This window comes from Bartonella sp. CL100XZDX, from assembly GCF_042195375.1.
GTDB lineage: Bacteria > Pseudomonadota > Alphaproteobacteria > Rhizobiales > Rhizobiaceae > Bartonella.
In genome coordinates this window covers 51,845-66,492 of record NZ_JBHIOH010000004.1, presented here as the reverse complement: position 1 = coordinate 66,492, position 14,648 = coordinate 51,845, and the positions used below count along the sequence as shown (strand labels likewise).

Below are 14,648 nucleotides of genomic sequence, written 5' to 3'. Positions count from 1 at the left end.
TAAAATAAATTTGAGATGGCTCAGTGCTTTCTTAACGAATAGTAGCTGTTGATACAAGTTTGGAGAGAGCGTATTGTTGATATATGTTTGATTTGTCCTAAAATGGAAAAAATAAAAAAGCGTAAAGTAAAATTAGTGATCAATTTACCATTATTTTTTTAGCTGGGTTTTATGGTTTTAAAAAGTTTCCATAGCCATATCTTTTAAGTAATGGAAGATTATACCTGAGTATCCAAGGAAAATTTATTTTAAATCTGAATAATTATGATAAAGAGAGATTTTTAAAGATTTTAATTTTTTAAAAGTGAAGTTTTTTGCTACCTATATGGTAAAAAAATATCTTGAAAAGAAACACTAATTTACAATAATTAAAGATATATTGGGAATATCTTTTTTATTTATAAATTCTGTACCGACAAAAAAATTAAAATAAATAATAACGTATACATTAGGAAATATTTATAAAAATTTTCATGAGAATAGAATGCACACGATAGAACATTATCGTGTTACTTGTTCGTGAGTTCGTTTAAAAAATATTTCTCAACGCTCCTAAGCTCATTTCGCGATGGCACCCGTGAATGATATAATAACGGTAAATCCATTGAGTTGTCCCATCTTTATGCTTAATAAAAAGAGTACGCTGGGCATGATTGCACACTTTGCCAAGCCCCCCCGTACAGGGATCAAAGCCCTTAGCATTTGAAATGGTTCATTATAGGTATTTTGAGTATTTTGGGTACAGTTTTACGCCACACACTAATCTCGCCCATAACATGCAAGAGAACGGTTTTTATTAATTCAACATAAACAAGTTTCAAATGAGAGAATCTTACGATATTCGAGATTATCATCTAACATGCAAAATAATGAATTATCTTTATAAATCAGCATCTTGAATATGAGTAGTATAATGTAAGTCATTCCATGAATGGTATAAAATCTATAGAGTATTAGCATCTTTATTTATAAAGGGAGAAAACCAGCACTATCATCCTTTTTTCAACGTTCAATGTTACAAAAGATCCTAATACTTGAAATAATTCATAAGGGATATTTGTTTCCTTTTTTAAATAGTTTATATGCCAATCTTTCTCGTGATGAGCAGGCGGACGATTTTGACTGATTCAATATAAGAAGGAAAATAAGAGAATTTTACGAAAATCTCTTATTCAATATGCAAAAAATAAATTATAATTATAAATTAAAATCTTATGGAAATCGTTATCATAATATTTAATCTGATAATTTCTTTTACGTTTTTTCATCGGTAGTATTTTTATTTTCCAATTTGCTTTGTCTGTTGAAAGAAATACAAGTAAGAGGAGTGAGATTATTTTTTACAGCGTTTATGTTGTCAGGGGAGCATTAGTAAGAGGGACTTTCTTTATTGAACGTTTAGAATAATTCCTAAAATGATAAGCTTTCATCCAATGAAGCTATTCATTTTTCCAAAAAGATATCAAGGATAATTTTTTATATTAAATCCAAAAGTGGAAAAATATTGGATGTTTTTTATGTTCTTAACAATGGTTTTATTGAAGGCTTGGAGATATTGGATAGTTGGAAAAGCTGTCAAAACAATTCCACAATTTAAGAAAAAAGTATGTTTATCAAAGGGTTTTCTAAGGCTATAGATAATGGTTAATAATAAAATAGTTTTTTAGAGATGGTCTGTAGAATTAAATATTTGTTGCTCCTAGACGGATTTTAATAGGCACATTACCAGTTTGGCTCGCAACGCGTAAATGAATGCGTACAGGAGGCATTATGAGACGACGGTTGCGCATTGTTTGGCAAATGAGAAGGTTAACAAGAGATTGTGTATCTAATGCAGTCGAATTATATTTTAAACCAGTAAGTTTTGCAGCAGCATCGTGAAGAGAACGCAATGAAAGAAGGGATGATTGCTTCAATAAAATTTCTTTTTTATGGAATGAAGCAAAAGCATTATCTGTCATAATACTATCCTTAACGCAGAATTCAAAATTTTTTAGTAGGCTACAGTATAGCAGTTAAAATTTGCTTTCTTTAATGTAGAACAAGCATCAAATGCAGCTTTTTTTGATTGAAACCCTGTAAAGCGCGCCCGGTAATAACGCTGCCCATTCTTTTCAAACAGTTGCATATGTGAAGATGCGTGCTTTAAAGTAGAAAAAGCTATATTTTTTGCTTTTAAAAGTAGAGTTTTTGCTTGTTCTTCACTAGGAAGAGAACCTATTTGGATAGCCCATCCGGCATTTTCGGACAAAGAGGCTGTTACAATTTTATGAGTCTCAACCGGTATAGTTTTTTGAGGGTTCGGTATTGGTATAATTACCTTATTTACAGCCGTTATTGCGATGTTGGAGTTTTTAGGTTGTTCTGCAAATGCTGTCAACATAGTCGAAATTTCATCGTCAAAATTACTTAAATCATCTTTAATGGTTGGTATAGGAGTATTGGCGCCAGTGGGTAAGTGATAGCGTACAGAAGCTATTAAATGTTCACCACTTTTCATTTGGCTTGCTTTGGGCAAATATTGATTCAATAAGCTAGCCATATGCTCGTCACGTGCAGTAGATGATTTACCTCCCATAACAACAGCGACAATAGAGCGCCCCTCAAGACGCATCGAAGTTGCTAAATTAGAACCTGACATTTGTGTGTATCCTGTTTTAATTCCATCGACACCTTTCATTATTTTAACAAGTTTATTGTGGCTGTTAATTTTATGTCCACGGAAATTAAAACTTTTTGTTTTGAACAATTTATATTGTTTGGGAAAATGTTTACGTAAAGCTAAGGACAAAGTCGCTATATCTCGTGCTGTAGAATAATTGCGCACATCCGGAAGTCCTGAAGCATTTGCGAAATGTGTATGTTTCATGCCAAGTTTATGAGCTTTTGCTGTCATCATTTGAGCGAATTTTTTTTCACTACCTCCAAGATATTCTGCAATGGCAGCAGCAACATCATTTGCAGATCTTGTAATGAGTGCTTTAGCTGCTGATTCTGCAGAAATTGTTTGGCCTGCTTTAAACCCAATTTTTGTCGGTGGACGCATTGCTGCATAATGTGAAACAGGAATTGGTGTATTGGGTGTCACACGACGCATCTGCATAGCTTCAAAGAGTAAGTACAATGTCATCATTTTTGTTAAAGAAGCAGGATAACGTTTCAGTGTTGCATTGGCTTGAAATAGAGTTTTTCCCGTAGTAGCATCTATAACAATAGCCGCATACTTATCAGGATAGGCGCCTTGAGGTGTGGCTGATGCCCAACAGTAAGAAAAAGCTAACACAACAAAAGAAATTGCTATTGTTTTACAGTAGCGCATAATTTTTTGATAATTAATATACACTTGCAGTATCCTATTTCTCCATTTATCCTGAAAAACTTCTATAAAGCTTCCTTTTCTGTAATTTGTTGATGCAATTTAGACGAATGGTATTACTAATTTGTTTACAGAAGTTATTTTATGAGTGAGTGATTGAAGTCTAACCATAGAGGGAAATTTTTTTCTAATACAAACAGGTATTGCAATAGTTATGAAAGAATTTAAAATTAATAAAAAATGTGCTGCATGGAAAACGATAATGGGACAGACGCTCATAATAAACTCTATAGCTCATATTATGCATAATGAAAAGGGCAAGAATTGGGATGAAGGTAGACATGGTGCGGTTATAATGCCTAAGGCTAGAGAAAAACTCGAAAAACCTAAATTATGTCGAGTTTTTTTGCTTAATGATGATTACACACCTATGGATTTTGTTGTTTTTGTTTTGAAGAACTTTTTTAAAAAAAGTTTCGAAGAGGCAACGCGGATAATGTTAAATGTTCATCACAATGGGATAGGAGAATGTGGGACTTATACTTATGAAGTCGCTGAAATGAAAATATTACAAGTGAGAGAATGTGCGCGTCAAAATGAACATCCGTTACAATGTGTAATGGAATGGAAGTGAGGAGCTATGCCATCTTTTACACCTAGTCTTGAAGAGGTTTTACATCGTGCATTAACAATTGCTACTCAAGCACGGCATGAATATGCAACATTAGAGCATCTTCTACTTGCGCTGTTAGATGATGCCGATGCAAATTCCGTTATTCAGGCTTGCCAAGTAGATGTGGAGGAATTGCGAGAGCGCTTAACCAATTATCTTCGCTCAGAGTTAGATGAACAGATTAGAGCTGATGAGGATACAAAGCCTACAGCTTTTTTCCAGCGTGTTATCCAACGTGCGGTGATTCATGCACAATCGGCTGGAAAAGATGAAGTATCGGGGGCAAATGTTCTTGTTGCAATTTTTTCTGAACGTGAAAGCCATGCAGCATATTTTCTTCAAGAGATGGGAATGACACGCTATGATGCTGTACGTTTTATTTCACAGGGTGTCACGCGTGATGATGGGTTATCCATGTTACTTGAAGGACTTGAAGAGCAATTAGATCAGCAGATTTCGGATAATGGTGAAAGAGGAACAAGTGCTTTAACGAATTATTGTGTTGATCTCAATTGTAAAGCACGTAATGGAAAAATTGATTTATTAATTGGCCGTGAAATAGAAATTTCACGCATGATTCAGATTTTATGTCGAAGGTCGAAAAACAATCCGCTTTTGGTTGGTGATCCTGGAGTGGGGAAAACCGCTATAATTGAGGGATTAGCAAAACGCATTGTTGATGGGCAAGTACCTGAAGTTTTATCAAATGCAACAATATTTTCTCTTGATATGGGGGGACTTGTTGCAGGTACACGTTATCGCGGTGATTTTGAAGAACGCTTAAAGCAAGTTATTAAAGAGTTTGAGCTGTATCCAGATGCTATTTTATTTATTGATGAAATTCATACCTTAATTGGAGCAGGAGCGACATTAGGGGGAAATATGGATGCAGCAAATCTTTTGAAACCTGTATTATCTTCTGGAACTATGCGATGTATTGGTTCGACGACTTATAGAGAATACCGCAAATTCTTTGAACAAGATCGCGCTTTAGAGCGTCGTTTTCAGAAGATTGATATTAATGAACCTTCTGTTACAGATGCGATTAAGATTTTGCAAGGGATGAAGCCTTACTTTGAAGATTTTCATCAGATTAAATATACAGATCAGGCGATGAAGGCATCTGTAGAATTATCTTCACGTTATATAATTGATCGTAGGTTACCTGACAAAGCAATTGATATTATTGATGAAAGTGGCGCAGCGCAAAAGCTTTTGCCACAAAAACAACGCAAGAAGAGTATAGGTGTTAAAGAAATTGAAGCGACTGTTGCTACAATTGCAAGAATTCCACCAAAAACAGTTTCCCGGAATGATCAGAAGATACTGAGTAAGCTTGAAAGAGAACTCAAACATGTTGTTTATGGTCAAGATCAGGCAATTTCCATCTTAGTTTCATCCATAAAATTGGCGCGAGCAGGTTTACGCGAACCGGATAAACCAATAGGAAGTTATTTATTTTCAGGACCAACAGGTGTAGGAAAAACTGAAGTTGCAAAACAGCTTGCATCATCTTTAGGCATTGAATTATTGCGTTTTGATATGTCAGAATATATGGAACGGCATACGATAGCACGTTTAATCGGAGCACCTCCAGGTTATATAGGGTTTGATCAAGGAGGTCTCCTTACAGATGCCGTTGATCAGAAACCTCACGCAGTTCTATTGCTAGATGAGATTGAGAAAGCGCATCCAGAGTTATTTAATATTTTATTGCAGGTAATGGATTATGGTAGATTAACAGACCATAATGGTAAGAAAATTGATTTCCGCAATGTTATTTTGATTATGACGACCAATGCGGGTGCTTCAGATATGGCAAAATCAGCTATTGGATTTGGGAAAGTACATCGTGATGGTGAGGATATAGAAGCAATCAATCGGTTATTTACACCAGAATTTCGTAATCGGTTAGATGCAATTATTCCGTTTGCACCTTTATCTCATTTAATCATCAATCAGATAGTGCAAAAATTTATTTTTCAGCTTGAAGCACAATTAGCTGATCGGGGAATTTGTTTTGAATTAAGCCCTTCAGCAACTTTATGGCTTTCCAATAAAGGATATGATTCTCAGATGGGAGCACGCCCATTAGGGCGTGTTATACAAGAATATATTAAAAAGCCATTAGCTGATGAAATTTTATTTGGAAAGTTACGCAATGGTGGTATCGTTCGCGTATTGACACAAAAATCAAATGGTAAAAAAGAAAGCCTACAGTTAGAAATTTCATCTTCCGATATATCTGTAAGTTCAAAGAAAAGTAAAATGGAAAATTTTACAAAAAAACGTGTAGGAAAAAAAAGCTCACCAACTTAAGAGTGTGTTATAAGGCAGCACGGATTTTTTTTGCATTCTCTTCAAGTATTTCTGTAGGCGTTATCATATCATTATGAGGGGTAAGTTCTATTCCCTCCATACGTGGTATAATATGAAAATGGAGGTGATAAACGGTTTGTTGACTAGCTGCTTCATTAAATTGCATGACAGTTATGCCATCTGCCTGAAAGGCTTTTTTGACGGCATTTGCAATTTTTTGAACAGCTTTAATAACAGGAAATAATGTTTCAGTATCCGCATCAAGTAAGTTTCTCGAGCCTTTTTTAGGAATGACTAGCGTATGACCTGGTGCCTGTGGCATGATATCCATAAATCCAATAACATCATCATCTTCGTAGACACGAACAGAAGGGATTTCATTGCGAATCAATTTAGCAAAAATATTGTTATTGTCGTAAACTTGTTTCATACAAATATTTCCTTTTATTGTAATTTAAAGATTCTAATTTAAAAACGAAAAAATGCAAGGTTTATCAGAGTGTAAGACAAAGAAGTATTTTGACTTCAGTTATATTTAGGATGGTGCACTGTCTTAATGAAGGTTTAGATTTCTATGATGGCTTCAACTTCTACAGGAACATCCATAGGAAGAGAGGCAACACCAATAGCAGAACGGGCGTGTTTTCCAATTTCACCAAGGATATTGACGAATAAATTAGAAGCTCCATTGGCAACAAAAGGAATATCGGTAAAATGAGAATCTACAGCCACAAAAACAGTAATTTTTACCACACGTTTTATTTTATTTAAGTCACCCAGAGTTGCCTTGAGTTGCGCGAGAATATTGAGAGCGCAAGCTTCGGATGCTTTTTGGGCTTGTTCGGTATTCACAGTTGCACCAACTTTACCGATGGCTATTGGTTTTCCATTAATAAGAGGGAGTTGTCCAGAAATAAAGAGTTGATTGCCACTTTGTGAAGTGGTGAGGTAATTGGCAAGGGGGGAGATTACTTCAGGAAGAGTGATTCCGAACTTCTCTAAGTTTTTTTCAATCATATTGGTCATAATGTTAACTCCATAGCTGCTCTATAATATATTCATTGCATAATCTATTTTTTGATTTAAGAAAATGTGTGGTTAATTGAGAAATTAGCCTTTTTTGCCTTATTGTATGATGTTATGCAACGGGGATAAAGTTCGGAAGTTGGGAATGATTAGATCATTATTTATAATAATTTTATATATTGTTTTTTTATGTACTGCGAGAGCTGAAGAGCCCATTTTTATTGTGCCTCATCGAGCAATTTATGATTTTCATCTCGATAGTGTTTCTCATGAAATGACAATTTCTGCGATGTCAGGACGAATGGTTTACGAGCTTACTGGTTCGGCATGCCAAGGCTATAGCACACGTTTTCGTTTCATTAGCCGTGTTCACATTGAAGATATGCCAGTACGTTTGACGGATCAACAGACGACGAGTTATGAGACAGGAGACAGCCGTACATTTCGTTTTAATATCACAGATCAAGAGGGAGAAGAGGTTGTGCATCGTGCCGAGGGGGTTGCGGAGCGTACTCAAGATGGTATTACAGTTACCTTAAAAAAGCCAAAGGAAAAAGAGTATAAGCTTGCAATGGCTGAATTTCCAATAATGCAACTAAAAAATATTATCCGCCATGCAAAAGCAGGAGATCATTTTTACAATGTTACTGTATTTGATGGGACAAATAAAGCAGATAAAGTTATAAAAGAAAGTATCGTCATAGGGGAAAAGAAGACGCTTTTATCTGATAGCGAAACGGAAAAAGTAAGAAAATTGGATGAAGAAGAATATTGGCCTGTTACAATTTCTTATTTTGATGATGGAGAAAATAAAGATGGTTTGCCGGTTTATCGTAGCAGTTTTCTCTTACGTGAGAATGGTGTCATGCGTGATCTTCATATAGATTATGGAACTTTTTCAGTGCGTGCAAAATTGAACAGTCTCGAATTCTTGGAACTTGGAAAAGATCTTAATCAATGTGAAAATGCAAATATTAAATGATTAAAGAAAATAACTTGAAAAAGAATCAAATATTAGTATGTTTGCGCTATTCCACACGCGGAGTCTGGGTGTTTGCAGATGATCTGTGAGAAAATTCTAGCAAGCATCCGCCGGTAGCAGGTCTTTCTGCTTTTTCCGCGGAGGTTGAACCGGAAAGGATAAGATTTATGGCACTACCCGATTTTACTATGCACCAGCTTTTAGAAGCCGGTGTGCATTTTGGTCACCAGACTCATCGCTGGAATCCCAAAATGACTCCCTATATTTATGGTCAGCGTAATAATATCCATATTATTGACCTTGCTCAGACCGTTCCACTTTTACACCAAGCGCTTAAACTTGTTTCAGATACTGTAGCGCGTGGTGGTCGTATTCTCTTTGTTGGTACGAAACGGCAAGCATCTGACATTATCGCAGATGCGGCGAATCGTTCCGCCCAGTATTACGTTAATGCACGTTGGCTTGGCGGCATGCTCACAAACTGGAAAACGATTTCCAATTCGATCCATCGTTTGCGGAAGCTTGATAAAATTCTTGCTGCTGAAGCGCAAGGCTTTACCAAAAAGGAACGTTTAAATCTTGAACGTGATCGTGAAAAGCTTAATCGTGCGCTTGGTGGTATTAAAGATATGGGTTCTGTTCCAGATCTTATCTTTGTTATCGATACGAATAAAGAAAATATTGCACTCCAAGAAGCAAAACGTTTAGGTATTCCAGTGATTGCTATTATTGATACCAATTGTGATCCCGATGACGTAACACATCCAATACCAGGTAATGACGATGCTTCACGTGCAATTTCTCTTTATTGCGATCTTTTTGCCCGTGCTGCTCTTGATGGTATTGCACGCCAGCAAGGAGCAATGGGTATCGATTTAGGAGCTCAAGTTGATGCACCTGTGGAGCCTATTTTGGAAGAAAATGCAGTTTCAGAAGTTTCTGAATAATATAAAACGCCTAATTAAGGTACTTTTATTGTCTAAAAAAGAAGTTATAGGCGTGCAGAGGGATTTTGCACGCTTTCACTGTTACAAAATAAAGAGGCAAATATGAGCATTACTGCTGCACAAGTAAAAGAACTTCGAGGACTATCTGGCGCTGGTATGATGGACTGTAAAGCCGCTCTAGCAGAGACCAATGGTGATATGGAAGCTGCTGTTGATTGGCTTCGTAAAAAAGGAATAGCTAAAGCAGATAAAAAGGCTGGTCGTACAGCAGCTGAGGGATTAATCGGAGTCGTATCAAAAGATTCACATGCAGTTTTGGTTGAGATTAATTCTGAAACAGATTTTGTTGCACGCAATGATGGATTCCAAGACATTGTGCGTAAAGTAGCAACTGCTGCCTTAGATACGCCAGGGGATGTTGAATCTGTTTCTGTTTCTCTTTATCCAGGCTCTGAGAAGACTGTAGAGCTTACGATTAAAGATGCAATTGGTACAATTGGCGAAAATATGACATTTCGTCGTTCCGCTAAATTGTCTGTTGAGAATGGTGTTGTTGCGACTTATATACACAATAGTGTGGCTGATGGGCTTGGAAAACTTGGTGTTTTGGTTGCGATTGAAACAACAGGAAATAAGGAAGCTGCTCTTGCTTTTGGTCGGCAGGTCGCGATGCATATTGCGGCAACCAATCCATTAGCACTTACAGCTCAAGATGTTGATGCTACTGCTGTTGAGCGTGAAAAAGCAATTTTTTCAGATCAAGCACGTCAGTCTGGAAAACCTGAAAATATCATTGAAAAAATGGTAGAAGGACGTATGCGTAAGTTTTTTGAAGAGGTTGTTTTGCTTTCTCAAGCTTTTGTTATGAATCCTGATATAACTGTTGAGGCCGCTTTAAAGGATGCTGAGAAATCAATTGGTGCTCCAGCAAAAATTACAGGCTTTATTCGTTTTGCATTAGGTGAAGGTGTGGAAAAAGAGGAGTCTGATTTTGCTGCAGAGGTTGCTGCTGCTGTAAAAGGCTAGTTATTGCAAACTCTTGAACAGAGATTTAAAGTCATATCGTTGGTTGTAGAATCTCTGAGGGGAACAATGTAATTGTTGAGAGGGCGTCACGTGAAAAAAGTGGTGCCCTTCGTGATGTCAAAAGCAAAAAGTAAATAGGCTTTTGGGGAGATTATTAATGGCATTAGCACTTCCGTATAAACGTATTCTTTTAAAGGCTTCTGGTGAAGCTCTTATGGGAGGGCAGAATTTTGGCATTGATGTTTCTGTTGTAGACCGTATTGCCGCTGATATTGCAGAAGTGCGCACAATGGGGATAGAAGTTGCGGTTGTTATCGGTGGGGGAAATATTTTTCGTGGCGTTGCTGTTGCTTCGCATGGTGGGGACCGAGTGACAGGTGATCATATGGGAATGCTTGCAACTGCTATTAACTCTTTAGCATTGCGAACATCTTTGACAAAATTAGGGGTTGAAACTGTTGTACTCTCTGCGATTGCTATGCCACAAATTTGTGAAAGTTTCTCGCAACGTAAAGCAATAGCTTATATGAATCAGGGAAAAGTTGTTATTTTTGCAGGTGGTACAGGAAATCCATTTTTTACCACTGATTCTGCTGCTACTTTACGTGCAGCAGAAATTGGTGCGGATGTCCTTCTTAAAGGAACACAAGTTGATGGTATTTATTCAGCAGATCCAAAAATAGACCCTACGGCTAAGCGTTTTGACCAATTAACACATGTTGAAGTTTTGCAATGGGGATTATCTGTTATGGATTCAACGGCGGTCACTTTAGCACGTGAGAACAATGTACCGATTATTGTGTATTCCATTCATGAAAAAGGCGGTTTGGCTAAGGTCTTGAATGGAACAGGACGCTTTACAATAGTATCGGAATAAGGGTAAGCTTCAAAGGACAATTGAAGGAGACAGAAATATGAATGTTACATCAATTATGGATGATCTGAAACGTCGCATGGATGGTGCTATTACGGCTTTTAAACATGAATTAGGTGGTTTGCGGACTGGACGTGCATCGGCCAGTTTATTAGAGCCGTTGACCGTTGAATCTTATGGTTCTGTTGTGCATATAAATCAGGTTGCTAATATTTCTGTTCCCGAACCTCGGATGCTTTCTGTTTCTGTATGGGATAAAACGATGGTCGGAGCTGTAGAGCGCGCTATTCGCGATTCTGGTCTTGGTTTAAATCCCATAACTGATGGTACGAATCTACGTATTCCTTTGCCTGAGTTGAATGAAGAGCGCCGTAAAGAACTTGTAAAAATTGCGCATCACTATGCAGAGCAAGCGCGTGTTGCTACACGTCATGTCCGTCGGGATGGTCTGGACAATTTGAAAAAGTTAGAAAAAGATGGTGAAATTGGACAAGATGAAGCCCATAGTTTGTCTGAAAAAGTTCAAAAACTCACAGATGAAACTATTGCTGATATTGATAAAATTTTAGCCGTAAAAGAATCTGAAATTATGCACGTTTAAGACGGTTTTGTCGCTAGAAAAAGGATGTTATACTCCCAAGCCTGTAAATTGTTTCTAGGGATAATAGGAGGGGTGGTGTGTTCTGTGATAGCAAGGTGTGATGCAGGAAGGTATTCTATCATTTTGATATGGGAGAGACTGATTTGAAAGGGCAGATGTTTAAATTTTTTAATCTGCGTGGTAAATCATGCCCTTTGCTGGAAGACACTATTTAACAGCATAGTGTGGGCTTTTAGTTGAGTACGTCTTTGTTAAACTGCATAATGAAAGCATTATTAGAAATTATTCAAATATTCTAAGATGAAGGTTGGGGAAAGAATATTAAGCCTAACCTTTCTCTTATTTCTCATTATAAAACATGTGGGTATGATCGATCAAGCAGATGTTATGTGGCGTAATTCGTTTTTTAATGACGAATAGTTGATAGAAAAGTGTTTTTATACGAAACCTATATTAGTTAATTTGTATGGGGCAGAGGTAGCTGCTTTTTCATTTTATATTTGAGAAAATATTAAAAAAATATTTAGGATTAATCTTGACTGAGATTTTTGAAGCTGTTTTCATTGATTATTAGTCTCATAAGCGCTATCTTAGTAGACTGAATTATTTATGATAAATTATAAGAGAAATTATACAGGTATGAGATAAAAACACTGCGTAGGGGAATTTTTCTTGCGTTAATTTCAGGGCTTGTATTTTCTATTTTTATTGTTTGGATGTTGTTTTGTCTAATTTGGTTTATCGTATTCTGACAGCTTTTGTTTTTGGCGTTATTGCGTTGTATCTAACATGGTTGGGAGGAAACTTCTTTTTTTTATTTGTATGGTGTATTGGCGGTTTTGTTCTTTATGAGTGGATGAGTATTACTAAAGAGAAGTGGTGTGTTTTACAAAAAATATTAGCAAGTATCTTTTATTTAATCTTTGGCTTTTTTTTAGTGTTGAGTGTATCTGCTTCATTGATTTTTTGTGTTTTAATCGTTTTGGCTGCGGTGTTGGCTATTATATCTATAAAAAAGAGTGGTTGGGTTTTTTGTGGTTTTTTATATGCATCTTTTCCTGTTGTTGCTTTATGCTTTCTACGGGATCATGAAATGTTGGGGTTCCAAGTTGTTATTTTCTTATTTACGATAGTGTGGGGAACAGATATTGGTGGTTATTTTATCGGACGTGCATTAGGGGGCCCTAAATTAGCACCACAATTTTCTCCTAATAAAACATGGTCAGGAGCACTTGGTGGTACATTTGTCGGAGTTTTCGGTGGTATATGGGTTGCTTTTGGATTTTTTGATATAAATTTAGCTAGTTTTTTTGTGCCACTCCTTACACTTGTTTTATCAATTGTTTCACAATTGAGTGATTTAGGGCAATCGTGGCTCAAAAGACGGTTTTCTGTTAAAGATTCTAGTTCTTTATTGCCTGGACATGGTGGTTTTATGGATCGTATAGATGGATTGGTAGGGGCAGCTTTTCTTCTTTATTTAATTGGTTCATTTATGTCTGATATGGATGCGCCTTTTAATCTTTTTAGTATGATCTAATTGGGAGAAGATCGTTTGGAACTTTTAAATCATATCGTCACTATGGGTGATTTTCTTTTAAGAAGTTTGAGTATTCTTTTCATCATTATGATTATCATTTTTGTGCACGAATTTGGGCATTATCTCATTGGTCGGTGGTGTGGTATTAAGGCGTTAATTTTTTCGCTTGGATTTGGACCAGAAATAGCGAGTTATACAGATAAGCATGGCACGAAGTGGCGTTTAGCACTTATCCCCTTAGGAGGTTATGTAAAATTTGTTGGGGATGAGGAAAAAATCGATACGGAATCATCCCAATCATCTCTGATTGTGGATGGTTCATTTGCTAGTGCGCATGCTTGGAAAAAAGCAGCAACTGTTTTTGCCGGTCCTTTCTTCAATGCCCTTTTTACTGTTGTTATTCTAACATTTTTTTTCTTTATCTATGGTCGTGTAGCCATTGAGCCCGTTGTTGGTTCTTTGGTAAAAGATAGCCCTGCTCTTCAATCCGGTTTGGAATTAGGTGATCGTTTTGTTGAAATGGATGGACGACGGGTTGAAAGCTTTGAAGATTTGATGAATTATGTAGCGTTTCATGGAAGAGAACCCATAGAGTTTAAAATAGAACGCATGGGGCGAGTCTTTACAACCATGATTACCCCGAAAGTCGTTGAGCGAGATGATGGATTTGGTAATCGAACACGAAGTGCTATGATAGGTGTAGGTGTTCCTGTTGATTTAAATAATCCAGCACATTTAGATCCAACTTATATAAAACATATTCGCTATGGTTTTGTAACAGCTGTAAGAGAAGCGTCAGACCGTACTGTGTTTATCGCCACTCAAACCGTTCTTTTTATGAGTCGTTTAATAGGAGGCAAAGAGGATCGTTGTCGGCTAAGTGGACCTTCTAAAACCGTTAAAATTGCTTGGAAAGTGAGCGAGACAGGTTTTATCTCTTTGTTGAATTTGGCAGCTTTTCTTTCAATAAGTGTTGGGCTTATTAACCTTTTTCCGATTCTACCGCTTGACGGTGGGCATCTTTTATTGCATGTCATTGAGGTCATTACTGGGAGAAAAATATCTGCCAAAATTCAGGGAATCGTTTTTCGTTTAGGTTTTTCCATTCTTCTCCTTTTTATGATCTTTGTCTTTTTTAATGATTATTTTTGTTGGTTTAGCTAATTAAATTATGGAAAACGCTTTATAAATTAAGTAATAATAGCAAAAACAAATTGAAGGTTGTTTACCATGTCTACAAAATGTTGTGGCGTTGTAGATTATAATGAGTAATTAAGGAATGAAAAGTCTCGCTGTAAAAAGGTTGTTATGGCAGTTAGCTTTTTAAGGCATCATGTCCAAGGA

At 36.6% G+C, this 14,648-nt stretch carries 13 protein-coding genes; 9 read left to right on the top strand and 4 right to left on the bottom strand.

Features of this window, described 5'->3' with window-relative positions; genetic code table 11:
* Positions 1–1,682: 1,682 nt before the first annotated feature.
* On the bottom strand, positions 1,683–1,961 hold the full coding sequence (locus ACFILU_RS00455; protein ID WP_273790659.1) for a hypothetical protein: 279 nt from the start codon (positions 1,959–1,961) through the stop codon (positions 1,683–1,685).
* Between the two features lie 32 nt (positions 1,962–1,993).
* Positions 1,994–3,343, bottom strand: coding sequence for a D-alanyl-D-alanine carboxypeptidase (locus ACFILU_RS00450; protein WP_375663171.1), 1,350 nt, complete (start codon positions 3,341–3,343; stop codon positions 1,994–1,996).
* 235 nt (positions 3,344–3,578) lie between these two features.
* Between ACFILU_RS00450 and clpS the strand changes: the two genes are divergently transcribed.
* Positions 3,579–3,950: an ATP-dependent Clp protease adapter ClpS gene (gene clpS / locus ACFILU_RS00445; RefSeq protein WP_273790742.1), complete on the top strand. Its 372-nt coding sequence runs from the start codon at positions 3,579–3,581 to the stop codon at positions 3,948–3,950.
* Between the two features lie 6 nt (positions 3,951–3,956).
* The gene (clpA, locus tag ACFILU_RS00440; protein ID WP_375674336.1) at positions 3,957–6,308 is read left to right on the top strand and encodes an ATP-dependent Clp protease ATP-binding subunit ClpA; all 2,352 of its coding nucleotides are present in this window, start codon (positions 3,957–3,959) and stop codon (positions 6,306–6,308) included.
* 7 nt (positions 6,309–6,315) lie between these two features.
* On the opposite strand, the gene ACFILU_RS00435 is transcribed toward clpA, so the two are convergent.
* Positions 6,316–6,738 (bottom strand): HIT family protein, encoded by a 423-nt coding sequence (locus tag ACFILU_RS00435; protein ID WP_375674335.1) that lies wholly within the window; start codon positions 6,736–6,738, stop codon positions 6,316–6,318.
* Between the two features lie 134 nt (positions 6,739–6,872).
* On the bottom strand, positions 6,873–7,334 hold the full coding sequence (locus tag ACFILU_RS00430; RefSeq protein ID WP_375674334.1) for a RidA family protein: 462 nt from the start codon (positions 7,332–7,334) through the stop codon (positions 6,873–6,875).
* A gap of 145 nt (positions 7,335–7,479) precedes the next feature.
* Between ACFILU_RS00430 and ACFILU_RS00425 the strand changes: the two genes are divergently transcribed.
* The 7 genes from ACFILU_RS00425 to ACFILU_RS00395 all read left to right on the top strand — a co-directional run bounded on the left by ACFILU_RS00425 (position 7,480) and on the right by ACFILU_RS00395 (position 14,468).
* Positions 7,480–8,316 (top strand): cell envelope integrity EipB family protein, encoded by an 837-nt coding sequence (locus ACFILU_RS00425; RefSeq protein WP_375674333.1) that lies wholly within the window; start codon positions 7,480–7,482, stop codon positions 8,314–8,316.
* A 167-nt stretch (positions 8,317–8,483) separates the two neighbouring features.
* Positions 8,484–9,263 carry a 30S ribosomal protein S2 gene (gene rpsB / locus ACFILU_RS00420; protein WP_273788135.1) on the top strand — a complete coding sequence of 260 codons (780 nt, stop codon included), beginning with the start codon at positions 8,484–8,486 and terminating at the stop codon, positions 9,261–9,263.
* Between the two features lie 102 nt (positions 9,264–9,365).
* Entirely contained in the window at positions 9,366–10,289 is a 924-nt protein-coding gene (gene tsf / locus ACFILU_RS00415; protein WP_375674332.1) for a translation elongation factor Ts, read from the top strand.
* 157 nt (positions 10,290–10,446) lie between these two features.
* Positions 10,447–11,166, top strand: coding sequence for a UMP kinase (gene pyrH / locus ACFILU_RS00410; RefSeq protein ID WP_273790666.1), 720 nt, complete (start codon positions 10,447–10,449; stop codon positions 11,164–11,166).
* Between the two features lie 37 nt (positions 11,167–11,203).
* Positions 11,204–11,764, top strand: a complete 561-nt coding sequence (gene frr, locus ACFILU_RS00405; protein ID WP_273790667.1) for a ribosome recycling factor — start codon at positions 11,204–11,206, stop codon at positions 11,762–11,764.
* A 724-nt stretch (positions 11,765–12,488) separates the two neighbouring features.
* Positions 12,489–13,304: a phosphatidate cytidylyltransferase gene (locus ACFILU_RS00400; RefSeq protein ID WP_375670848.1), complete on the top strand. Its 816-nt coding sequence runs from the start codon at positions 12,489–12,491 to the stop codon at positions 13,302–13,304.
* A gap of 15 nt (positions 13,305–13,319) precedes the next feature.
* Positions 13,320–14,468 (top strand): RIP metalloprotease, encoded by a 1,149-nt coding sequence (locus ACFILU_RS00395; protein WP_375660091.1) that lies wholly within the window; start codon positions 13,320–13,322, stop codon positions 14,466–14,468.
* The last annotated feature ends 180 nt before the right edge of the window (positions 14,469–14,648 follow it).